The 23,175-nt window shown below is 68.7% G+C and carries 20 protein-coding genes; 11 read left to right on the top strand and 9 right to left on the bottom strand.

What is annotated here, in order from left to right; genetic code table 11:
• Window positions 1-82: 82 nt before the first annotated feature.
• Both E3T49_RS01770 and E3T49_RS16475 read left to right on the top strand, forming a co-directional pair.
• Window positions 83-2,398: an FdhF/YdeP family oxidoreductase gene (locus E3T49_RS01770; RefSeq protein ID WP_134422917.1), complete on the top strand. Its 2,316-nt coding sequence runs from the start codon at window positions 83-85 to the stop codon at window positions 2,396-2,398.
• Window positions 2,395-3,789, top strand: coding sequence for a phosphatase PAP2 family protein (locus E3T49_RS16475; RefSeq protein WP_241972588.1), 1,395 nt, complete (start codon window positions 2,395-2,397; stop codon window positions 3,787-3,789). Before E3T49_RS01770 ends, E3T49_RS16475 begins: the two co-directional genes overlap by 4 nt.
• Here the strand turns inward: E3T49_RS16475 and fdhD are convergent.
• The 3 genes from fdhD to fdhA form a co-directional block, all read right to left on the bottom strand.
• Entirely contained in the window at window positions 3,779-4,648 is an 870-nt protein-coding gene (gene fdhD / locus E3T49_RS01760) for a formate dehydrogenase accessory sulfurtransferase FdhD (protein WP_174722367.1), read from the bottom strand. The genes E3T49_RS16475 and fdhD overlap by 11 nt on opposite strands.
• Before the next feature lie 6 nt (window positions 4,649-4,654).
• Window positions 4,655-5,683: a GTP 3',8-cyclase MoaA gene (gene moaA / locus E3T49_RS01755; RefSeq protein WP_134422913.1), complete on the bottom strand. Its 1,029-nt coding sequence runs from the start codon at window positions 5,681-5,683 to the stop codon at window positions 4,655-4,657.
• A 131-nt stretch (window positions 5,684-5,814) separates the two neighbouring features.
• Complete coding sequence (fdhA, locus tag E3T49_RS01750) at window positions 5,815-7,029, bottom strand: formaldehyde dehydrogenase, glutathione-independent (RefSeq protein WP_134422911.1); 1,215 nt, start codon at window positions 7,027-7,029, stop codon at window positions 5,815-5,817.
• 185 nt (window positions 7,030-7,214) lie between these two features.
• Here fdhA and E3T49_RS01745 point away from each other — a divergent pair, with 185 nt between their 5' ends.
• The 9 genes from E3T49_RS01745 (at window position 7,215) to E3T49_RS01705 (ending at window position 14,058) form a co-directional block, all read left to right on the top strand.
• A complete protein-coding gene (locus E3T49_RS01745) occupies window positions 7,215-8,456 on the top strand; it encodes a ThiF family adenylyltransferase (protein ID WP_134422909.1) in 1,242 nt (413 codons plus the stop codon).
• Between the two features lie 2 nt (window positions 8,457-8,458).
• Window positions 8,459-9,793, top strand: a complete 1,335-nt coding sequence (locus E3T49_RS01740) for a molybdopterin molybdotransferase MoeA (protein WP_134422907.1) — start codon at window positions 8,459-8,461, stop codon at window positions 9,791-9,793.
• A complete protein-coding gene (gene moaC, locus E3T49_RS01735) occupies window positions 9,790-10,287 on the top strand; it encodes a cyclic pyranopterin monophosphate synthase MoaC (protein ID WP_134422905.1) in 498 nt (165 codons plus the stop codon). The genes E3T49_RS01740 and moaC overlap by 4 nt, the downstream gene beginning before the upstream one ends.
• 8 nt (window positions 10,288-10,295) lie before the next feature.
• Window positions 10,296-11,003, top strand: a complete 708-nt coding sequence (gene mobA, locus E3T49_RS01730) for a molybdenum cofactor guanylyltransferase (protein WP_241972587.1) — start codon at window positions 10,296-10,298, stop codon at window positions 11,001-11,003.
• A complete protein-coding gene (locus E3T49_RS01725; protein ID WP_134422903.1) occupies window positions 11,000-11,287 on the top strand; it encodes a DUF6457 domain-containing protein in 288 nt (95 codons plus the stop codon). Before mobA ends, E3T49_RS01725 begins: the two co-directional genes overlap by 4 nt.
• Window positions 11,287-11,526 carry a MoaD/ThiS family protein gene (locus tag E3T49_RS01720; RefSeq protein ID WP_134422901.1) on the top strand — a complete coding sequence of 80 codons (240 nt, stop codon included), beginning with the start codon at window positions 11,287-11,289 and terminating at the stop codon, window positions 11,524-11,526. The genes E3T49_RS01725 and E3T49_RS01720 overlap by 1 nt, the downstream gene beginning before the upstream one ends.
• Before the next feature lie 149 nt (window positions 11,527-11,675).
• Window positions 11,676-13,001 (top strand): MFS transporter, encoded by a 1,326-nt coding sequence (locus E3T49_RS01715; RefSeq protein WP_134422899.1) that lies wholly within the window; start codon window positions 11,676-11,678, stop codon window positions 12,999-13,001.
• Between the two features lie 15 nt (window positions 13,002-13,016).
• Window positions 13,017-13,484 carry an SRPBCC domain-containing protein gene (locus tag E3T49_RS01710; RefSeq protein WP_134422897.1) on the top strand — a complete coding sequence of 156 codons (468 nt, stop codon included), beginning with the start codon at window positions 13,017-13,019 and terminating at the stop codon, window positions 13,482-13,484.
• 55 nt (window positions 13,485-13,539) lie between these two features.
• Window positions 13,540-14,058 (top strand): flavodoxin family protein, encoded by a 519-nt coding sequence (locus tag E3T49_RS01705; RefSeq protein ID WP_134422895.1) that lies wholly within the window; start codon window positions 13,540-13,542, stop codon window positions 14,056-14,058.
• Window positions 14,059-14,082: 24 nt separating this feature from the next.
• Here the strand turns inward: E3T49_RS01705 and E3T49_RS01700 are convergent, their stop codons facing one another.
• The 6 genes from E3T49_RS01700 to E3T49_RS01675 form a co-directional block, all read right to left on the bottom strand.
• Window positions 14,083-14,604 (bottom strand): DUF2231 domain-containing protein, encoded by a 522-nt coding sequence (locus tag E3T49_RS01700; RefSeq protein WP_134422893.1) that lies wholly within the window; start codon window positions 14,602-14,604, stop codon window positions 14,083-14,085.
• A 114-nt stretch (window positions 14,605-14,718) separates the two neighbouring features.
• Window positions 14,719-16,152, bottom strand: a complete 1,434-nt coding sequence (locus tag E3T49_RS01695; protein WP_134422891.1) for a DUF2252 domain-containing protein — start codon at window positions 16,150-16,152, stop codon at window positions 14,719-14,721.
• A 96-nt stretch (window positions 16,153-16,248) separates the two neighbouring features.
• A complete protein-coding gene (narI, locus tag E3T49_RS01690) occupies window positions 16,249-17,022 on the bottom strand; it encodes a respiratory nitrate reductase subunit gamma (protein WP_134422889.1) in 774 nt (257 codons plus the stop codon).
• Window positions 17,019-17,708, bottom strand: coding sequence for a nitrate reductase molybdenum cofactor assembly chaperone (narJ, locus tag E3T49_RS01685; protein ID WP_134422887.1), 690 nt, complete (start codon window positions 17,706-17,708; stop codon window positions 17,019-17,021). The genes narI and narJ overlap by 4 nt, the downstream gene beginning before the upstream one ends.
• Window positions 17,705-19,384, bottom strand: coding sequence for a nitrate reductase subunit beta (gene narH, locus E3T49_RS01680; protein ID WP_134422885.1), 1,680 nt, complete (start codon window positions 19,382-19,384; stop codon window positions 17,705-17,707). The genes narJ and narH overlap by 4 nt, the downstream gene beginning before the upstream one ends.
• The gene (locus E3T49_RS01675) at window positions 19,385-23,125 is read right to left on the bottom strand and encodes a nitrate reductase subunit alpha (RefSeq protein WP_134423645.1); all 3,741 of its coding nucleotides are present in this window, start codon (window positions 23,123-23,125) and stop codon (window positions 19,385-19,387) included.
• Window positions 23,126-23,175: the final 50 nt, after the last annotated feature.

The raw sequence follows: 23,175 nt of genomic DNA, 5'->3' as shown, positions 1-23,175 counted from the left end.
CACCGGGCATCCGCCGGCGTCCACTCGGAACATACACTCGCCCCGTGTCGGCAGGCCCGGCCAAAGGGAGCAGGATGGGGGTATGACACGACGCGCTCCGATCAAGGACATCAACGAAGACAATCTGGTCGTCACGAAGCCGAAGAAGTCCGCGGCCGGTGTGGAGGCCGTTCTGGTGGCTCTCGATCGCGGGTTCGCGCAGGCCGGCGTCGCCCGCACCGCGAAGGCGCTGCTGCGCCTCAACCAGCGCGACGGCACCGACTGCCCCGGCTGCGCGTGGCCGGAGTCGCAGGGGCACCGCAAGGCGGCCGAGTTCTGTGAGAACGGCGCCAAGGCCGTCGCCGAGGAGAGCACCAAGCGCACCGTGACCCCGGCGTTCTGGGCCGAGCACTCGATCGAGGAGCTGGCCACCAAGACCGAGTACTGGCTCGGCAACCAGGGACGCATCACGCATCCGGTGGTCATCCGTCCCGGCGACACGCACTATTCCCAGATCTCCTGGAACGACGCCTTCGAGCTGATCGGTGAGCAGATCCGCGCGACCGTTCCCGACCGCACGGTGTTCTACACCTCGGGCCGCACCGCCAACGAGTCGGCCTTCCTGTACCAGCTGTTCGCCCGCTCGATCGGCACGAACAACCTGCCCGACTGCTCGAACATGTGCCACGAGTCCTCGGGCTCGGCCATGAACGCCACCATCGGCATCGGCAAGGGCACCGTCTCGCTCGAAGACATCCACCAGGCCGAGCTGATCCTGGTCGTCGGCCAGAACCCGGGCACCAACCACCCGCGGATGCTGTCCGCCCTCAAGGAATGCAAGGACAACGGCGGCCGGGTCGTCGCCGTCAACCCGCTGCCTGAGGCCGGGCTGTTCAATTTCAAGGACCCGCAGTCGGTGTCCGGCGTGCTCGGCGACGGCACCGCCCTCGCCGACGAGTACCTGCAGATCAAGGTCGGCGGCGACCTTGCCCTGTTCCAGGCCCTCGGTCACCTGCTGCTCGAGGAGGAGGAGCGCGTTCCCGGCTCCGTCGTCGACGCGGAGTTCGTCGAGAAGAACACCCAGGGACTCGACGAGTACCGCGCCGCCCGCAAGACCATCGACTGGGCCGAGACCGAGAAGGCCACCGGACTCACTCCGCTGGAGATCTCCACCGTCGCCCGGATGATGGTCGACTCCAAGGCCACCATCATCTGCTGGGCGCTCGGCCTCACGCAGCAGCCGCACTCGGTGAACACGCTCAAGGAGATCATCAACCTGCTTCTGCTGCAGGGCAACTTCGGCAAGCCCGGCGCGGGCGCCTGCCCGGTGCGCGGCCACTCCAACGTGCAGGGCGACCGCACCATGGGCGTCTGGGAGAAGCCCAAGGAGCCGATGCTCGCCGCCCTCGACAAGGAATTCGGAATCGAGTCCCCCCGCAAGCACGGCCTCGACTCGGTGGACACCGTCGAGGCGTTCGAGAACGACGACGTCGACGTGTTCGTCTCGATGGGCGGCAATTTCGCCCTCGCCTGCTCCGACACAGTGGCACTCGAGGCCGCCATGCAGCGCGTCGGCCTGACCGTGCACGTGTCGACCAAGCCCAACCGCTCCCATGTGATGCACGGCAAGATCTCGCTGATCCTGCCCACACTCGGGCGCACCGACACCGACGACAAGCACCCGGGCGGCCGCCAGGTGCTCTCGGTCGAGGACTCCATGTCGGTCGTGCGCACCACGCAGGGGCGTCTGGACCCGGTCTCCGAGCACCTGCTCGCCGAGCCCGTCATCGTCGCCCGGATGGCCGCCGCCACTCTCGGCGACGACCACGTGATCGACTGGAAGGCCATGGCCGACGACTACGACGTCATCCGTGACCGGATCTCGCGCGTGCTGCCGGGCTTCACCGATTTCAACACGCGCCTCAAGACGAAGAACGGTTTCGTGCTGCCCAACCCGCCCCGGGACACCCGCAGCTTCGCCACCGACATCGGCCGGGCCCGGTTCACGGTCAGCCCGCTCGAGTACCTCACCCCGCCGGCCGGCCACCTGATCCTGCAGACCATGCGCAGCCACGACCAGTACAACACCACGTTCTACGGGCTGGACGACCGCTACCGCGGCATCTCCGGCGGCCGCCGGGTCATCCTGATCCACCAGGACGACGCCACCGAGCTGGGCTTCGCGGACCGCGACATGGTCGACGTGATCAGCACCTTCCAGGGTGAGGAGCGCCGCGCCGACGAGTTCCGCCTGGTGGTCTACCCCACCCCGCGGGGCTGCGCGGCCGCGTACTTCCCCGAGGCGAACGCGCTGATGCACCGTGAGCTCGTGGCACGGGAGTCGAACACTCCCGGCTACAAGGCCATGGCGGTGCGATTCATCCCGCACGAGACCGTGAATCCAGCACCGCTGACGTGAGCCGGGGTGTGAAACCGGGCGCCGCGTTGCGGCGCGTCACGCGCTGGTGGCCGCTACTCAGCGGCCTGGTCGCCGTGGTGCTCGCGGTCGGTCTGGGGGCGATCATCGCCAGGAACGGCCAGCCGTTCGCCCTCGACACGCGGTGGCTGACACTGGTGTCCGGAAACCGGGCACCGGTGTGGGATTCCCTCGCCCTGGTGATGAACAGCCTGGGCGGCGGTCTCGTCGCCTCCGTCGTCGTGCCCGGTCTGCTCATCGGCCTGCTCCTGTTCCTGAAGCGCCCCTGGGCCGCGGGGTACGCCCTCTTGGTGATCGTCCTGTCCGGGGCCGCCGTGCGCCTGCTCAAGTGGCTGTTCGGCCGGGCACGCCCACAGGACCTCGAAGACCTCCTGGTCAGTGTTGACTTCGGGTCGTTCCCCTCCGGCCATGTCGCCAATGCGGCGGTGCTGGCGATGGTTCTGGCGGTGCTCTTCCCGTTCTGGTGGGTGTGGCTGGCGGGGGCCCTCTACACGGTCACCATGATGCTCAGCCGCACCTATCTGGGCGCGCACTGGCTGACCGACACGATCGGGGCGGCACTACTGGTGATCGGCATCGCGGTGGCGGTCTGGGCTCCCCTGGCCGCGAGACTCGCGGCGGAACGCCGACGGAGCCGCGCGGCGCATCCGTGGCGCACGTTCCACGACCGGTACGTCGTCGAGACGCGGGAGCTGGACGCCGGTTCCCGCCGCCGGTTTCGAGTCATCGCGATCGCCTGCGTGGGATCCGGTGCCGTCGTCTTCACGCTCATGCTGGTCAGTGTGCTCAGCGATAGCGGTGTGACCGCGATCGACCTTCCCGTGCTGGAGTGGCTGCTGGAGTCCCGTTCCCCCGTTCTGACGACCGTGATGATCGTGCTGGCGGTCGTGTTCGGGCCGATCGCTCTGCCCGTGATCGTGCTGGCGGTCTGCGTCGGCTGGGGCTTCGGCGCCCGGCACGCCTGGCGTCCGCTGCTCCTCGCCGGCGCCATGGCCACCGGCGTGGTTCTGGCCCAGCTGATCGGGCGCACGGTCGGCCGTGAGCGGCCGCCGATCGACCTCATGCTCCACGGCACGGACCTCACGTTCTCCTTCCCGTCCGGCCACGTGCTGGGCGCGTCCGATTTCCTGCTGGTGACCGCCTACCTCGTGCTCTCGCGCCGTCTCAGCGCGCGCAACACCGCCGTCGGCCTCACCCTGGCCGTGGTCGGCATCGTGCTGGCCGCCATCAGCCGCCTGTACCTCGGCTACCACTTCGCCACGGATGCCCTGGCCTCCGTTTCGATCTCCCTGGTGGTCGTGGGTAGCGTGATCGCGGTCGACACCTGGCACGCCGGACGGGTGGTCGAGCCCCAGGCACGCGTCAGCCCGTGACGCCGGCCAGGCTCGGTTCGCTCGGTTCGCCGCTCTCGATGCGCTCGGCCCCGGCGTAAACCACCATGGAGTCGCCGCGCAGGAAACCGACCAGCGTCATGCCCACCTCGTCCGCGAACTCGGCAGCCAGCGACGACGGCGCCGACACGGCGGCCAGCACCGGGATCCCGGCCATCAGCGCCTTCTGCGCCAGCTCGAAGCTCGCCCGGCTGGACACCATCAGCACCGTGCCGGCCAGCGGCAGCAGGTCTTCCTTCACCGCCCAGCCGATCACCTTGTCGACCGCGTTGTGGCGGCCGACGTCTTCGCGCAGCACCAGCATCCGCCCGGTGGCGCCGTCGAAGAGGGCGGCCGCGTGGATGCCGCCGGTCTTCTCGAACACGGCCTGGGCGTCGCGCAGGGTGTCGGGGAAGGTCGACAGGAGCGCCGCATCAACCCGCACCGGGTCGTCCACGACCGGGAACGCCGATTTGGTGCGCACGGCGTCGATGCTCGCCTTACCGCAGAGGCCGCAGGAACTCGTCGTCAGGAACGACCGTTCCAGGCTCGGGTCGGGCGGCGTGACGCCGGGGGCAAGCGACACGTCGAGCACGTTGTAGGTGTTCAGCCCCTCGACGGTCGCGCCCGCACAGTACCGGGCCGCGAAAAAGTGCTCGCCCCGGGTGATCACGCCCTCGGACACCAGGAACCCGGCGGCCAGGTCGTAATCGTTGCCGGGCGTGCGCATCGTGACGGCGAGAGAACGCCCGTTCACGCGGATTTCGAGGGGCTCTTCCACTGCCAGAACGTCTTCCCGGGTGGTGGGCGCCCTGCCCACCGTCATCCGCACGACCTTGCGTCGCGCCGTGATCCTGCTCATCTCGATTCACCCACCGATGTACGACATCTCGATTTTCTTCTTCCCGGATGCCCGCAGCTTGCCGGTCTCAATGCTGCGCAGTTCGGAGTACCGGTCCGTGCGCTCGCTCCAGATCCGGGCCATCACGGCGGACAGCTGCTCGTCGGTGCAGCCGCCGCGCATCAGGGCGCGCAGGTCGTGCCCCTCGGTCGCGAACAGGCAGGTGAACAGCTTGCCGTCGGTGGACACCCTGGCCCGCGAACAGGAGTGGCAGAACGACTGGGTGACGCTGGAGATGACGCCGATCTCCCCGTCGCCGTCGCGGTACCGCCACCGGCGGCTGGTCTCGCCGTTGTAGTTGGGGGCCACCTCGTCGAGAGGCAGTTCGGCGTTGATGCGCGCCACGACCTCGCTCGAGGGCACGACGTCCGCCATCTCCCAGCCGTTGCTCGATCCCACGTCCATGTACTCGATGAACCGGAGGATGTACGGCGTGCCCTTGAAGTGACGCGCCATGGCCACCACGTCCTGATCGTTCTGCCCGCGCTTGAGCACCATGTTGATCTTGATCGGGCCGAGCCCCACCGAGTGGGCCACGTCGAGGCTGTTCAGCACCTTCGAGACCGGGAACTTCACGTCATTCATGGCCTGGAACGTGGCGTCGTCGAGCGAGTCCAGCGACACCGTGACGCGCTTCAGCCCCGCGTCTTTCAGAGCCTGCGCCTTCAGTGCCAGCACCGAACCGTTGGTGGTCATCGCGATGTCGATCGGACGGCCGTCTGGGGTGCGGAGTGCGGCCAGCATCGCCACGAGTTCTTCGATCCCCTTGCGCAGCAGCGGCTCACCGCCGGTGAGGCGGATCTTCTCCACCCCGTGCGCCACGCTGATCCGCGCCAGCCGGGTGATCTCCTCGAACGAGAGCAGCTCATCACGCTCCATGAACGCGAAGTCCTTGCCGAACACCTCTGTGGGCATGCAGTAGACGCAGCGGAAGTTGCAGCGGTCGGTGACCGAGATGCGCAGATCGTGCAGCGGGCGTTGGAACTGATCAATCATCTCTCCACACTAACCGCCGCCCCGCGCGGCAAAAGTCCCGGGGACGGTGACAAATGCCGAGGCCCCGGGAGAACAGCACACCCGGCCGGGGCGAACCGCCGGCCGGGTGTGCTGTTACTGGTCGAATTCGGCTACTTGACGTACTTGTTCGGGTTCAACACGTACTTGACCGACTTGCCCGCGTCGAACTCCGCGTACCCGCGCGGGGCATCCTCGAGGCTGATCGCCTGGGCGTTGACGGCCTTGGCGATCTGCACCTTGTCGTGCAGGATCGCCATCATCAGCCCCCGGTTGTACTTCATCACCGGGCACTGACCGGTGGTGAAGGAGAGGGACTTGGCCCAGCCGAGTCCCAGCCGGATGGACAGCGAGCCGACCTTCGCCGCCTCGTCGACCCCGCCCGGGTCACCGGTGACGTAGAGCCCCGGGATACCCAGGCCTCCACCGGCGGCCGTGACCGTCATCAGCGAGTTCAGCACCGTGGCCGGGCGCTCCTGACCGGCGTCCTTGCCGTGGCCGCGGGCTTCGAAGCCGACCGCATCCACGCCGCAGTCGACGGTGGGCTCACCGAGGATCTGCTCGATCTGGTCCTGCGGTTCGCCGTTCCGCAGGTCGATGGTCTCGCAGCCGAAGCTGCGGGCCTGCGCCAGCCGCTCCTCGTTCAGGTCGGCCACGATGACGACGGCCGCCCCGAGCAACTGAGCGGATGCCGCCGCAGCCAAACCCACCGGGCCGGCTCCGGCGACGTAGACGGTCGATCCGACGCCGACGCCGGCACTGTACGCTCCGTGGAAGCCGGTCGGGAAGATGTCGGAGAGCATGGTCAGATCCATGATCTTCTCCAGCGCCTGGTCCCGGTCCGGGAACTTCAGGAGGTTCCAGTCCGCATACGGCACCAGCACGTACTCCGCCTGGCCGCCCACCCAGCCACCCATGTCGACGTAGCCGTAGGCACTGCCCGGGCGGTCGGGGTTGACGTTGAGACAGATCCCGGTCTTGCGCTCCTTACAGTTGCGGCACCGGCCGCAGGAGATGTTGAACGGCACCGAGACGATGTCGCCGACCTTGATGAATTCGACGTCGGGCCCGCATTCGACCACCTCGCCGGTGATCTCGTGGCCCAGCACCAGGTCCGACGGTGCGGTCGTGCGCCCCCGGACCATGTGCTGGTCCGAGCCGCAGATATTGGTCGTCACGGTTCTGAGGATGACCCCGTGCGGCACCTTGCGGCCCACGTTCGCCGGGTTCACACCCGGCCCGTCCTTCAGCTCGAACGTCGGGTAGTCGATGTCGATGACCTCGACGACGCCCGGGCTCTTGTAGGCAACTGCCCTGTTCCCTGTCATGAAAGTACCTTCCTAGTTCCTGATTGCGTTCCTCAGAGCGGGGCCGATCCGGCCGCGCGAGACTGCATGGATTTCTCTAGTTGGTTCCTTGGTGCCCTCCTACTGGACTACATTCCGGCTGGGAATTCAAGGGGCACTCCGGGATGGGTACCCGCCGGACCCCACCAGCGCCTAGCGTGGTAACCATGGCCATTCCCCCTCTCGTCGAGCCCATCGACCGCCTCAGCGGCGCCGAATCCATTCGCACCGCACGCCAGCGCCGCCTGCCCCAGCTCAACGAGCTCGGCCAACGCCGCCTCGCCAATGCCCGGGTGCTCGTGCTCGGCGCCGGCGGCCTGGGCTCGCCGGCCTTGGTCTACCTGGCCGCGGCCGGCGTCGGAACGATCGGCATCGTCGACAGCGACGACGTGGAGCCGAGCAACCTGCAGCGACAGATCGTGCACGGCCAGGCGGATGTCGGCCGGCCCAAGGTGGTCAGCGCCGCCGAGACGATCGCCGGGATCGCGCCCGAAGCCGTTGTCGTGCAGCACGCGGAACGCCTCGATGCGGGCAACGCCGCCGCGATCCTCGGCGGGTACGACGTCATCATCGACGGCACGGACAACTTCCCCACCCGGTTCCTGGTCAACGACACCTGCGCGACCCTCGGCCTGCCGCTGGTGTGGGCATCCGTTCTGCGCTTCGACGCGCAGCTGTCGGTGTTCTGGGCCAACCCGCCCGCCGGAAGCGGAGTGACGGGGGTGCACCTGCGCGACCTGTTCCCGACCCCGCCCGCCGAGGGCGAGGTGCCCAACTGCGCCGAGGCCGGCGTGCTCGGTGCGCTCTGCGGTCAGGTGGGCTCGCTGATGGCCACCGAGGCGATCAAGCTGATCGCCGGGATCGGCACCCCGCTGATCGGGCGCATCCTCGTGATCGACGCCCTCTCGGGTCGGTTCACCGAGGTTCCCCTGATCGGCACCGGCGTGGCCGCCACCGACCCGAACCCGGCCGCGACGCTCGCCGCGGCGCAGACACACGCGCAGGCACAGGCGTGGCCGTCGCTCACCCCGGTGCAGCTCGTCACGCGCCTCACCGCCCGCGCCGCGGGCACCGACCCGTTCGTGGTCGTCGACGTGCGCGAGCCCGACGAGCATGCCGAGAGTGCGATCCCGGATGCCGTGCTGTTGCCTCTGGGCGAGCTTCTCACCGAGGCCGGAACGGCGACCCTGCCGCGTGATCTGCCGCTGGTCCTGCACTGCCACGTGGGCCCGCGGGCCGAACGCGCCGCGGCGGCCCTCACCGCCGCCGGGTTCACCGACCTCACCCTGCTCGACGGCGGCATGATCGCCTGGGACGCCGCCGTAGCCGACGGCACCGCTCCCGGAGTGGGCCATAAATGGCACGGTGACGCCGTCACCAGCGAATCGACGACCACAGCGAGGACGTGACCATGACGGGGACGACGCACCAGCAGGAGCACCGGCACGAATCCGAGCCCGGGACGGCCGCTGACGCCTGCGCCCCACCCGTCTCGGCCCGCAGCGTCGCCGACCAGCTCGCCTTCGTGCTGGCCGCGGTCGCCCCGCTGCCGCCCGTGCTGGTGTCGCTCGACGCGGCCCTCGGCCTCGTTCTCGCCGACGACGTGCGGAGCGCCACGGACACTCCCCCCTTCGACAACTCGGCCATGGACGGCTACGCCGTCATGCGCGCCGACCTGCTCGAGGCTGCTCCGGATCATCCGGTCACGCTGACGGTGGTCGCCGACCTTGCGGCCGGAACCAGCCAGAATCCGCACCTGGAGACCGGTCAGGTCGCCCGGATCATGACGGGCGCGCCGCTCCCCGACGGAGCGGACGCCGTGGTGCCGATCGAGGACACCGATCAGGGCACCGTCACGGTCACCATCCTCCGGGCACCGGCTCCGGCAGCGCACATCCGTCGTTCCGGCGAAGACGCCCACGCCGGCGACACCGTGCTCGCCCGCGGCTGCGTGCTCTGGCCGACCCGGGTGGCCGCCGCTGCCAGCGCCGGCACGTCGAGGCTGCTGGCGCATCCGGCCCCCCGCGTGGCCGTCATCTCCACCGGCAGCGAGCTCGTCACCCCCGGTGAGCCCACCCGGCGCGGCCAGATCCCCGACTCCAACTCGTATCTCCTCGCCGCGGCCGTCGCCGCCGCCGGCGGGGTGCCGATCCGGCTCGGCGCCGTTCCCGACGATGAGAGCACGCTCCGCAGCCTGCTGGCCGGCCTGGCCGGCACCGTCGACGCCATCGTGCTCTCCGGCGGGGTGAGCGTCGGAGCCTACGACGTGGTCAAGGCCGTGCTCGCCCCGCTCGGCACCGTACGGTTCGGCCCCGTGAAGATGCAACCGGGCAAGCCCCAGGGCTTCGGCCGGTGGCCGGCCGCCCCGGCCACCGCCGACGGTGCTCCGGCAATCGACGGGCCACTCATCTTCGCCCTTCCCGGCAACCCGGTCAGTGCCTTCGTCTCGTTCGAGGTCTTCGTGCGGCCGGCCCTGCGCCGGCTCGGCGGCCACACCGACCTGTTCCGCACCACCATCTCCGCGACCACCGCGGAGAGCTGGAACTCCCCGCTCGGACGCGCCCAGTACATGCCGGTGACCCTCGAGGGCGAGGGCACCCGGAGCGTGGTGCGCCGCGCCGCGGCGGGCGGCTCGGGATCGCATCTCGTCGCGGGCCTCGGCCAGGCGGTCGGGTTGGCCATCGTGCCGGAGAACGTGACCCGGATTGCCGAGGGCGACCGGGTCACTGTCATGCTGTTGTCATGACCGCTCCCGACCCGACCGCACACCCCTTCACGCACCTCGATTCCGCCGGCCAGGCTCGCATGGTCGACGTGACCGAGAAGCAGCCCACCGTGCGCAGCGCCACGGCGGCCGGCTTCGTGGCCTGCGGCCCGAAGGTCATCGCCGCGCTCCGCGACGGCAGCACCCCCAAGGGCGATGTGCTGGCCGTGGCCCGGATCGCCGGCATCCAGGGTGCCAAGAAGTGCGCCGACCTGCTCCCCCTCGCGCATGTGATCGGGGTGCACGGCGCCGCCGTCGACCTCGTCATCGAGGACACCGGCGTGCGCGTCACGGCCACCGTGCGCACCGCCGACCGCACGGGCGTCGAGATGGAGGCACTGACCGCGGTGTCGGTGGCCGCCCTCGCCGTCGTAGACATGGTGAAGGGTCTCGACAAGTCCGTCATGATCGAGAACGTGCGCCTGATCACCAAGACGGGCGGTAAGTCCGGCGACTGGCACCGCCCGAACGCGTAGCCGTGGTCGTGGCCACCGAACTGATCGACCCGATCGAGCCGATCGACCCGATCGACCTGATCGTGCTGGCCGGCGGCCGCGCCCGGAGGCTCGACGGCGCGGTCAAACCCGCGGTCGAGGTGGCCGGCCGCACCCTGCTGTCCCGCGTGCTGGACGCCCGGAGCCTCGCCCGGCACGTCGTCGTGGTCGGGCCGGAGGAGGCCCGGGCGGCCGTCCCGGCCGGCCACCGGGCCGAGTCGACCTGGACCCTCGAGGACCCGCCGTTCGGAGGCCCGGTCGCCGGGATCGTAGCGGGGCTCGCCGCGCTCGAGCGCGTGCGCGTCTCTGCCTCCGACGCCCCGGCCGGCTGGGTGCTGGTACTGGCCTGCGACCTTCCCTGGGCAGCAGATGCCGCCCGTCTGCTGGTGCCGGCGGCGACCGACCCGGCGCTGCCGGCATCCGTTGACGGCCTGCACCTGATCGACACGGGGGGCCGCGCGCAGTGGCTCGCGGGGATCTATCGGCAGGCACCCCTCGGCGCGGCCGCCCGACGACTCGGGGCCGACGCTCACGGCGCCAGCATGCGCGCGCTGCTCGCCCCGCTCGAGCTGCGCGGCGTCACCGACGAAGGCGGCACCGGCGCCGACGTGGACACATGGCAGGATGTGGAGAGGAGTTCCGCACTGCTGACCAGCACCCCACCGCGGAGCATCTCCCCGAGGAGTGATACCGAATGAGCACCTCAACCCCGCTTCCCCCCGAGGCTCTCGACGAGTGGCTTGCCGCCCTCGCCGCCGCACTCGGCCTCGATCCGGCCGACGTGCCCGTGGGCACCCTGCTCGACGTGGCTCGCGACGTGGCCCACAACGTGGCCCGGCCCGCCGCCCCGCTGAGCACGTTCCTGGTCGGGCTGGCCGCGGCCCGCAACGGCGGCACGGCCGCCGACATCGAGGCTGCCAGCGCACTGGCCACCCAGCTCGCGCTCAGCTGGCCGCCCGACCAGCCGGTGGAGGTCCGCTGATGGCGACCATCCGTTTCTTCGCCGCGGCCGCCGAGGCCGCCGCCGCCGACGCGGCCGCGATCGACGCGACCAGCGTCGGCGACCTGCGCGCCCAGCTCACCGGCCTCTACGGCGCCGAGTTCGAGCGCATCCTCGGCCGGTGCTCCCTGCTCGTGAACGGCACGCGGGCGACGGATGACACGGTAACCCTCTCCGGCGGCGACACCGTCGACGTGCTGCCGCCCTTCGCCGGCGGCTGATCCTTACCGGCTGAGCCCGGCGGTTCGGGTTCGAATCCAGCCGATTCATTTGTCACGGCGTTCGCGCGTTGTCGCAATCCGGCCGCACCGCGAGGGTGGAAGCTACGCGGGCCGTGTGCCCGGCAGCCCACCCAGGCCAAGGAAACACAATGTCAGTCGACACGACACCGCAGTTCGCCTCGAAGCTCAAGCCGGATCTGTCCAACTGGGATCCGGAGAACGACGAGACCTGGGATCCGAAGCTCGCCTGGCGCACCCTGTGGATCACCACCTTCAGCCTGACGCTCAGCTTCGCCGCCTGGTACCTCGTCAGTGCGATCGCGCCGCGCCTGAACGACATCGGCTATTCCCTCGAGCCCAGCCAGCTGTACTGGCTCGTCGCCCTCCCCGGCCTCGCGGGTGGGCTGCTGCGCCTGGTCTTCATGTTCCTGCCGCCGATCATGGGCACCCGATCGCTCGTCGCCATGTCGTCGGCCCTCCTCGTGATCCCCATGCTCGGCTGGACCCTCGCCGCCCGGGACACGTCCACGCCCTACTGGGTGCTCCTCGCCCTGGCCTTCGCGGCCGGCATCGGCGGCGGCACATTCTCCGGTTTCATGGCCTCGACCAGTTACTTCTTTCCCAAGCGCCTCGCCGGAACGGCCCTGGGCCTGCAGGCTGGCCTCGGCAACTTCGGCATCGGCCTGATGCAGCTGATCCTGCCCTGGGTGGTCGGATTCGGTCTGCTCGGCACCGCCGCCCTCACCCCGCAGAGCAGCGCCGAGGGTGACCTCGTCTGGCTGCACAACGGCGGTCTGGTGCTCATCCCCTGGGCCCTGCTGGCCGTGGTCCTGGCCGTCGTCTACCTGCGCCGGGTTCCCATCACGGCGAATTTCCGCCAGCAGATGGACATCTTCCGGGTAAAGCACACCTGGATCATGACGGCCATCTACCTGATGAGCTTCGGCGCCTACAGCGGCCTGGCCGCGCAGATGGGCCTGATCATCCTCAACGTCTACGGCGACTTCCCGGATGCCCCGAACCCGCTGGCCTTCGCCTTCATCGGTCCCGTCCTCGGCGCCCTGGTGCGAGCGGCGAGCGGCCCGTTCTGCGACAAGTGGGGCGGTGCGATCTTCACCTTCATCGGCGGGCTCGGCATGGTGGCAGGCACGACCCTCACCGCGTTCTTCCTCACCCCGACCAGCGTGGATGAGTTCTGGGGCTTCCTCACCGGGATGCTGATCATCTTCTTCTTCGCCGGGCTGGCCAACGCCGGCACGTTCAAGCAGATGCCGATGATCTTCCCGAAGCGCCAGGCCGGCGGCGCCATCGCCTGGACATCCGCGATCGCCGCCTTCGGACCGTTCGTGGTGGGAATCTCGCTCACCGTCATCAGCCCGACCGCGTTCTTCGCCGGCTGCGCCGTGTTCTGCGTCTTCTGCACCTGGCTCGCCTGGTTCTACTACGCCCGCAAGGATGCACCCTTCCCCAGCTAGTTGTACGATCCCGGCATGGACAAGCTGCACTTCACGACCCGGATCGACGCTCCGGTGCACACGGTCTGGACCACCATGCTGGACCAGTCGACCTACCGGGAATGGACCCGGCTGTTCCACGACGGTTCCCACTTCGTCGGCAGCTGGAACCCGGGGCAGGTGATTCGTTTCCTCGCCCCGGGCGACGACGGCACCCTCAGGGGGCTGGTGGCGAGGGTCGTCGACCTCCGGCCGGACGAGTTGATCTCTCTGGAATACCTGGGCGAAGTCTCCGGGGGTATCAACGACACCACGAGCGCACACGCGCAGCGATTCGCGGGCGCCCACGAGGATTACTCCTTCAGGGAGTCCGACGGGGTGACGACCCTGGTGGTGGAGGTCGACACCGACGAAGAGTTCACGGCCATGTTCGCCGCGCAATGGCCTCGTGCCCTCGCCCGGCTCACCGAACTCGCCGAGGAACGCGCCTCGACCGCCGACTAGAGCTTTCTCCGTCAGCCTCGTCGACGTACTCTGGGTCGAAAAACCGGAGGTCGTCATGCGTGCACTCGTGGTCTACGAATCCCAATGGGGCAACACGGAGAAGGTCGCCCAGGCGATCGCCGCGGAACTCGGCACCACGATGGAGGTGGAGATCGTCGATTCCGACGCCGCACCGGCATCCGTCGACGGCTTCGATCTCGTGCTGGCGGGCGGTCCGACACATGCCTTCTCGATGACGCGGCCGGGTACCCGGGAGGATGCCGTGCGCCAGCACGACGCACCCCGGATACCGACCCACGGCATCCGGGAATGGCTGAACGAGCTCGCCCCCGCACCGGGCGTCAAGGCCGCGACCTTCGACACCCGCACGAACGCGCCGCGCCTGCCGGGCTCGGCGGCGCGGGCGGCGAAGCAGGAGCTGAAGAGCCTCGGCTTCAAGATCGTGACCAGGCAGAGGAGCTTCCACGTGCACGGCTACGGCGGCCCGCTGGTGGACGGCGAACTCGAGCGCGCGGCCGAGTGGGCCCGCGAGGTCGCCACCGGTCTGGGCACCGGCAGCTCCGTGACCGACTGAGCTCAGCGCGGCCCGGTGCTCGTCTTAGTCCTCGTCTCCGCCGTCCGTGGGCGCCGGCACTCCCCCGACCTCGGACCAGACGGAGGCAGCCCCGCTGTGTCCGATCCGGACGGCCTGCACGGTCGTGCCGGTGGCGGCGACCAGCGCGGCCACGGCCAGCACGATGGCAACCCATTTCGGGGCGCGGGCAACGGATGAGCGGCCGACGATCTCCCGGTAATTCCACCAGAGCAGCACGGCGGCGACAACGACCAGTCCGGCCACCCAGGGCAGCAGCCCCTCGGCCATCTCGGTGTGGGTCTCGACGAGGGCGGTCTCGGCGACCCGCTCTTCGAGCGCCTCTCCGGATTCGGTGGCCAGCGGCACGAGCACGACGGCGGCCAGGGCGAGGAGCAGCGGCAGGAATTTGGCCCACTTTCGGAACCGGGGCCAGAGGGCGGCGACGACGACGACGAGGGCTGCGGTGGGAACGACGACCTCGGTCGCGTGCACCACGAGCGGGTGCACGGGCAGGCCTGCAATGGTGTCGAGTAACGCTTCGAACATGGGACTCCCTGCGAGGGTATACCGGGCAGACACGGAGGTGAGCCTGCATATTTGCAATGCTAGGCACCGTTACCGCACCCCGCCACGAAGTGCAGCCTTCCCTCATCGGCTCGTTTAAACGCCCTCGACCGCCTGCAGGCGGCCGGAACGCACCGCCTCGGCGAACCGGGCATAGTCCCGGTCGTTCTGGTCGGCGTAGCGCTCGGAGAAGTCGGTGACCGACTTGTCGAACTTGTCGCTCTTGCCGAGGTAGGCCGCGATCGCGATCGGGTCGCCCGAGCGGGCGTGCGCCCGGGCGAGCGTCCAGCCGCAGGCGTGGGCGTAGAGCGACAGCCCGGCCGGTTTCATCGACTCGACCTCGGCAGACCCCTTCATGTCGCGCAGTTGCCGCCAGTACATGAAGCGGTTCTCCTGCACGCCCTTCGTCCAGCCCAGGTAGATGTCGCTGGCGGCCTGCATCAGCCGTTGGCCCTGTACGACCCGCTCCCCCGGTTGCTTGTAACGACTCTTCGGCAGGTGGTCTTCCAGAACGGATGCCGTGGCCTCCTTGATCTGCAGGAAGAGCGGGTCCTGTTGATCTCGCCCCTGGAGCAGGGCGATGAAGGAGCGGGTGCCGACACTGCCGACACCCACCACCTTGCGGGCCACGTCGACCAGCTGGAACTGCTCGAGCAGATGACGGCGGTCGTCCGGAAGGGTGGCCCGGTAGGCGCGCAACTGGTCGAGGATAGCGCGCCGGGTCTCCTCGGCTGACATCCCGAACGCGTCGAGGAGTTCTCGGGCGGGGATCACGATCGGCGGCTGACTCACGATCCGGTACTGCCCGTCGTCGAACTCGGCGAGTTTGGAGAGAGCCTGCAGGCTGTCCCTGGTGCGGGCTTTCGCCGAGTTGCGCTTCATCGTCTTCTCGATGGTCCGGTTCAGTTTCCGCTGCTTGCCGGTCCCGGTGCCCACAGACTGCTGGAGGGCCTTCGTCAGGTCCTCCTGGGACAACCTTGCGTACCAGATGTCCATGGTGCGCATCTGGGCGAACGAGGCCATGGTCTCCCGATACGCGCGGACCGCCGCGAGGGTCACATCCCGTGCGTCCGACGCGCTGAACCCGTTGTTCCGGGACGCGATCGTGAAACTGGCGGTCATCCGCAGCACGTCGTACTCGAACGGACCGGGGAGCGTCTCATCGAAGTCGTTGAGGTCGAAGAGGAGCAGCCGCTCGGGGGACGCGAATATGCCGAAATTCGACAGGTGGGCGTCACCGCAGAGCTGGGTGATCAGGCCCGCCCGCGGGGTGTCCTTCAGGTCGGTCGCCATCACCTTGGCCGATCCCCGATAGAAGGTGAAGGGTGAGACCAGCATCCGGCCGTGGCGCACCGGCACCAGGTCCTGCTCCCGGGTGATGTTCTGGGCCTCCAGCACGGTGACCGGGTCGGGGCGGTCGGCGGCGGGGACCCAGCCTCGGTGGCTGGTGAGGGGCGTGTGTTCGCGCGCGCCCTTGCCGCGAGCCTTCCGCTCCGCGACGCTGAGGTGCTGGACCTTGGGTGCGGTCATGATCGGCGACCTTTCTGCTGCGGGGCAAGCGAGGAGTGAGGACGCCTCCACGATTGCCCGGCCGCGCGCCGGAGTCAACGTCTCCGGGCCGGGCTTCTACCGGCGGCTGCCCTCCTTGTCACGGGTGCCGCGCGGCAACTCGCTCTTCTCCCAGCCCCGGCGTGCCTTCACGGCGCCGGTGCCGCGGTGGCCGTCGCGCGAGCGGTAGACGATGTAGGGCCGGACGAAGTAGCCGAGCGGCGCCGAGAAGACGTGCACCAGGCGGGTGAACGGCCACAGCAGGAACAGGCTGGTCGCACAGAGCACGTGCAGCTGGAAGAAGAACGGCACGTCGCTCATCAGCGCCGGGTCCGGCTGGAAGCCGTAGAGGCTGCGGATCCACGGTGAGATCGACCCGCGGTAGTCGTAACCGGCCCCGAGCACCTGGTAGAGCACGGTCGCGGTCGTGCCGAACGCGATCGTGCCGGTGAGGAACAGGTACATGACCTTGTCCATCACGGTTGTGACCAGTTTGACCCGGGCGACCAGGCGGCGACGCACCAGCAGGATGACCAGGCCGGCGATGGTCAGCACCGCGGCGATGCTACCCAGCCAGGTGGCCCCGAGGTGGTAGATGTGCTCGGTGACGCCGAAGAATTCGAGCCACGGCTTGGGGATGAAGAGTCCGACGATGTGCCCGCCGAAGACCATCAGGATGCCGTAGTGGAACAGGGGCGAGCCCCAGCGGAGCCACTTGTTCTCGTAGGTCTGGCTCGACCGGGACGTCCAGCCGAACTGGTCGAACCGGTAGCGCAGCAGGTGGCCGACGATGAAGACCCCGGCGGCGGCGTAGGGGAACGCCACCCAGAGCAGAATGTCGAGCGGATTCATACTCGTACGTCCTCTGTGTTCGCGCCGGAGGGCGAGAACGGTTTGAGATTGCCGAGGAAGGTCATGCCGACCGTCTCGGTCGGCGGACCTTCGTTCACCAGGTTGAGGTAGCGCTGACGCGTTTCCTCGTCGATCTTCGGCAGCGACAGGGAGACCGCCTCGACGACATGGGAGTAGGGACTCGGCACGGCCTCGAGTGCCGTGCGGAGCACCTCGATCCCGTCCCGGTGTGCGGCGAGCAGCTCCTGGGCGATGGGTGAGTCACTCAACGCGGAGAATTCGAGCACCATCGGCAGGTAGTCGGGCAGTTCATCGGCCGCGACCTCCCAGCCGGCAGCGCGGTAGGCCTCGACGAAGCGCACCAGCGCCATGCCGCGGCGGCGGGTGTCGCCCGCCGCGTAGTAGCTCAGGTACGGGCAGCACTTGCGCTTGAGGTCGAACGTGGCCGTGAAGTGGATCTCCAGCTCCTGCTGCGTCATCGCATCCGCTGCGCTGAGGAACGCCTCGAAGGCGTGGCGGAGCGGATCCGGCAGCAGAGCCACCGAGGCGGCGGCGGCCGCGAAGCGCGACCGTCGTTCCTCGTTGGGGTAGTCGAGCAGAATGGACGCCGCCATATGCGCCAGGCGGCCGTCCTCCGCGGACAGGGGCAGTGCGGTGATCTTCCGGGTCGGGAGCTTCAGTCTCATGCGGGACTCCCGGTGGCGCCATCGATGGTCCGGGGCGGGAACATGCCGTCGGGCACGCCTCCGCCGGTCCAGTTGAGCAGGTTGACCCGGCCCGGGGTGGTGGGTTTGGTGCGTTCGCCGCCCTTGCCGACCATCTGGTTGTAGTTGTCGACGGTCGCGTTCAGCGGCATCCCGGGGGTCTTTCCGTAGGGGCCGGCCGCCGTGGCGGCGGTGGGGCCGCCCATACCGGGGCCGCCGTCGGTGTCGAGCGAGCAGGCGAGTTCCTCCAGTTCACGCGCCGTCTCGACGTGCGCCTTGGGGATGACGTACCGGTCCTCGTACTTGGCGATGGCCAGCAGCCGGTACATGGCCTCGATCTCGGTGCCGGTCATGCCGACCGCTTCCGGGATGGACTCGTCACGGTCGCGGCCCAGGTTGATGTCGCGCATGTAGGACCGCATGGCGGCGAGCTTCCGAAGCGAGTCCTCGACGGGGACGACATCCCCGGCGGAGAACAGTCCGGCGAGGTACTCCACCGGGATGCGGAGCTTGTCGATCGCGGCGAACAGGGTGCGGGCATCCTCACCGTCGTTGTTGGTGGTCGAGATGACGTCGACCACCGGGGACAGCGGGGGGATGTACCAGACCATGGGCATGGTGCGGTACTCCGGGTGCAGCGGCAGTGCCACCTTGTACTCGGAGATGAGCTTGTAGATCGGACTGTTCTGGGCCGCGAGGATCCAGTCGTCCTCCATGCCTTCGGCCTTCGCCGCGGCGATGACCTCCGGGTCGAACGGGTCGAGGAAGCAGGCGCGCTGGGCGTCCAGCAGGTCGTGCTCGTTCTCGACCGAGGCCTGTGCGAGAACCGCGTCGGCGTCGTAGAGCATCAGGCCGAGGTAGCGGAGCCGGCCGACGCAGGTCTCCGAGCAGATGGTGGGCTTGCCCTGCTCGATCAGCGGGTAGCAGAGGGTGCACTTCTCGGCCTTGCCCGTTTTGTGGTTGAAGTAGACCTTCTTGTAGGGGCAGGCGGAGACGCACATGCGCCAGCCGCGGCATCCGTCTTCGTCGACGAGGACGATGCCGTCCTCCTCGCGCTTGTACATGGCGCCCGAGGGGCAGGCCGCGACGCAGGCAGGGTTCAGGCAGTGCTCGCAGATGCGCGGCAGGTAGAACATGAAGGTGTTCTCGAACTCCATCTTCACGTGCTCGCTCATGGTGGCGAGGATGGGGTCGTCGGCCGCGGTCTCCTGGGAGCCACCGAGGTCGTCGTCCCAGTTGCCGGACCATTTGATGTCCATGTTCTGGCCGGTGAGCAGCGACTTGGGCCGGGCGACGGGGCTCTCCGTGCTCAGCGGAGCCTTGGTCAGCATGTCGTAGTCGTAGGTCCACGGCTCGTAGTAGTCATCGATCACCGGGAGATCCGGGTTGTTGAAGATGGTGGCGAGGCGCTTGATCCGGCCGCCGGAGCGCAGTTTCAGGCGTCCGCGCTTGTTGCGCTGCCAACCGCCCTTCCACTTCTCCTGGTCTTCGTAACGGCGCGGGTAGCCGACGCCGGGCTTGGTCTCCACGTTGTTGAACCAGACGTATTCGACGCCGGTGCGGTTGGTCCACACCTGCTTGCAGGTCACCGAACAGGTGTGGCAGCCGATGCACTTGTCGAGATTCATGATCATCGACATCTGAGCCATTACGCGCATTTAGTACTCAACCTCCTGGCTGCGTCGACGGATCACGGTGACCTCGTCGCGTTGGTTCCCGGTCGGGCCGAGGTAATTGAAAGCGAAGGACAACTGCGCGTAGCCACCGATCAGGTGGCTCGGCTTCAGCAGGATGCGGGTGAGCGAATTGTTCGTTCCACCGCGCATGCCGCTCGTCTCCGCGATGGGCACGTTGATGGTGCGGTCCTTCGCGTGGTACATGTACACGGTGCCCTCGGGCATCCGGTGCGACACGACCGCACGGGCCACGACGACGCCGTTGCGGTTGTAGGACTCGATCCACTCGTTGTCGCGCACGCCGATCTTGTCGGCGTCGAGTGGGGACATCCAGATGGTGGGTCCGCCGCGGGACAGCGACAGCATCATCAGGTTGTCCTGGTACTCGGAGTGGATCGACCACTTGGAGTGCGGGGTGAGGTAGCGCACGGCCACCTCGGCGCGGCCCTTCGACCCGGTCGCCCCGGTGGCGGAGGTCGACCCGACGATGGAATCCTCGAACAAACGGTGCATGTCCAGCGGCGGCCGGAAGATCGGCAGGGTCTCCCCCAGCTCGATCATCCAGTCATGGTCGAGGTAGAAGTGCTGCCGCCCGGTGAGCGTGTGCCACGGCTTCAGGTGCTCCACGTTGATCGTGAACGCGCTGTAGCGGCGGCCTCCGTGCTCGCTGCCGGACCACTCCGGGGAGGTGAGCACCGGCACCGGGGCTCCCTGCACATCCGGGTAGGAGAAGCGGCGGCCCTCGTTGTCGCTGGCCAGGTGCGCCAGCTTCATGCCGGTGCGCTCCTCCATCTGGCGGAAGCCCTGCGTGCCGAGTCGGCCGTTGGTCGTTCCGGAGAGCGCCAGCACCATCTCGCAGGCCTGGATGGCGGTCTTCAGCTGCGGCCGGCCCGCGGCGGGGCCGCTCGTAACGAGGCCGTTCTTCTTCGCCAGGTAGGCCACCTCGACGTCGGGGTTGAACTTGACGCCCTTGGTGACCATGCCGAGCTTCTCGGTCAGCGGCCCGAGGGCCCCGAGCCGCGCGGCGAAGGCCGGATAGTCGCGTTCGACCACGACGAGCTTGGGCATGGTCACGCCGGGCACCAGCACCTGGTCGTACTCGACGATGCCGTGCGGGGCGCTCATCGCATCCGGGGTGTCGTGCAGCAGCGGCACGGCGACGAGGTCGCTCCGCACCCCGAGGTGCTCCACGCTCATCTCGGAGATCTTCTCGGCGAGGATGTGGAAGATGTCGAAGTCGGTCTTCGCCTGCCACGGCGGGGCGATCGCCGGGTTGAACGAGTGGATGAACGGATGCATGTCGGTCGTCGACAGGTCGTTCTTCTCGTACCAGGTGGCCGGCGGCAGCACCACGTCGCTGAAGATGGTGGTGCTCGTCATGCGGAAATCGCTGGTGACCATCAGGTCGAGCTTGCCCTCGGGCGCGGTCTCGTGCCACTTCATGGTCTTCGGTCGCTTCTCCGGCGGCGATTCGGGGGCACGCACGGCGTTCTTGGTGCCGAGCAGGTGCTTGAGGAAGTACTCGTTGCCCTTGCCGGACGAGCCGATCACGTTGGCCCGCCAGACCACGAGCACCCGCGGGAAGTTCTCCGGCGCGTCCGGGTCTTCGATGGCGTATTCCAGGGTGCCGTCGCCGAGGGACTCGACCACGTACTGGGCCGGGTCGACGCCCGCGGCCACGGCGTCGTCGACGAGGTCGAGCGAGTTGCGGTTGAAGGTGGGGTAGCCGGGCATCCAGCCGCGCTTGGTCGACTCGACCAGGCAGTCGGCGGTGGTGCGGTCCTTGAAGGTACCCACGCCGAGCGGGCTGGACAGGGTGTCGGCGGAGAGGCCGTCGTAACGCCACTGGTCGGTGGCGAGGTAGAAGAAACCCGTGCCGATCATCTGGCGGGGCGGGCGCACCCAGTCCAGGCCGAATGCGTACTGGCCGTACCCGGTCAGCGGGCGCACCTTCTCCTGACCGACGTAGTGGGCCCAGCCGCCGCCGTTGACGCCCTGGCAACCGGTCATGGTGGTCAGGGCGAGGAAGGCCCGGTAGATGGTGTCGGAGTGGAACCAGTGGTTGGTTCCGGCGCCCATCAGGATCATCGAGCGCCCACCGGAGTCTTCCGCGTTCTGCGCGAACTCGCGGCCGATCCGCTCGGCGGCCTGCATCGGCACCGAGGTGATGCCCTCCTGCCAGGCCGGGGTTCCGGGCGAGGTGGCGTCGTCGTAGCCGGTGGGCCAGACGCCGGGCAGGCCCGGCCGGCCCACGCCGTACTGCGCGAGCAGCAGGTCGAACACGGTGGTGACCAGCTGGCCGGCCACCATCCGCACGGGCACGCCGCGACGGATGACGCCCGCGCCGCCGGCGTGCTGCTCGCCGATCTCGTCGCTCTCCGGTGCCACGTCGAACCGGGGCATGTCGATGGCGACGGAGGCCTGGTCGTAGTCGGGGGCGTCCGCGATGGACAGGAGCGGGTCGACTCCCTCGAGGTCGAGATTCCACTTGCCGGCGTCGGTCTCGGAGAAGCGGTGCCCGATCGAACCGTTGGGCACGACCACCTGGCCGTTCTGGTCGAGAAGCACCGGCTTGAACGCGGCGCTGGCGACCGTCGGGTCGAGGCCGGGCAGGGCATCCGCGGTCACGAACTTGCCGGGCACGTACGCGTCGCCGCGCTTGGTGAGGCTGATCAGGTAGGCAGAGTCGCTGTAGCGCTTCATGTAGTCGACGAAGCGGGGCGTGCGGCGGTCGACGAGGAATTCCTTGAGCACGACGTGGCCCATGGCCAGCGCGAGAGCGCCGTCGGTGCCGGGGTGCACGGCCAGCCACTCGTCGGCGAACTTGGAGTTGTCGGCGTAGTCGGGTGAGACGGTGATGACCTTCTGGCCCTTGTACCGAGCCTCGACCATGAAGTGCGCATCGGGCGTGCGGGTGACCGGCACGTTGGAGCCCCACATGATCAGGTAGGACGAGTTCCACCAGTCGGCCGATTCGGGCACGTCGGTCTGGTCGCCGAACACCTGCGGGGAGGCGACGGGCAGGTCGGCGTACCAGTCGTAGAACGAGAGCATGGTGCCGCCGAGCATGGAGATGAACCGGTTGCCCACCCCCTGGGAGACGATCGACATGGCGGGGATCGGCGAGAAGCCGGCGATGCGGTCGGGGCCGTACTTCTTGATGGTGTGCACGTGGGCGGCCGCGACGATCTCGGCGGCCTCGTCCCAGCTGGCACGCACCAGACCGCCCTTGCCGCGGGCGCTCTTGTAGGCGCGTGCGCTCTCGGGGTCACCGGTGACCTCGGCCCAGGCGAGCACCGGGTCGCCCGTGCGGGCCTTCGCGGCACGGTACAGGTCGAGCAGCACCCCGCGGACGTAGGGGTATTTCACGCGCGTCGGCGAGTAGGTGTACCAGCTGAAGGCGGCGCCGCGGGGGCAGCCGCGGGGCTCGTATTCGGGTGAGTCGGGGCCGACGGAGGGGTAGTCGGTCTGCTGGGTCTCCCAGGTGATGATGCCGTCCTTGACGTACACCTTCCAGGAGCAGGAGCCGGTGCAGTTCACTCCGTGGGTGGACCGCACCTCTTTGTCGTGGGTCCAGCGGTCGCGGTAGAACGAGTCGGCGTCGCGGCCGCCCTCAAGGAACACGGAGCGCAGGTCGGGCGACGCCTTGCCGCGGCGCAGGAAGCGCCCGAGTTTCAGGATCGTGTCGTCGATCGGGCCGTCGATGCCGGGTTTGGCCGGCACGGTCTTAGACGGCTTCGAGAAGGCCGAATTCTTGAGTGTCTTCACAACGT

It is taken from the genome of Cryobacterium cryoconiti (assembly GCF_004403065.1).
GTDB classification, from domain to species: Bacteria; Actinomycetota; Actinomycetes; order Actinomycetales; family Microbacteriaceae; genus Cryobacterium; species Cryobacterium cryoconiti.
This window is presented reverse-complemented; position numbering and strand designations above follow the sequence as displayed.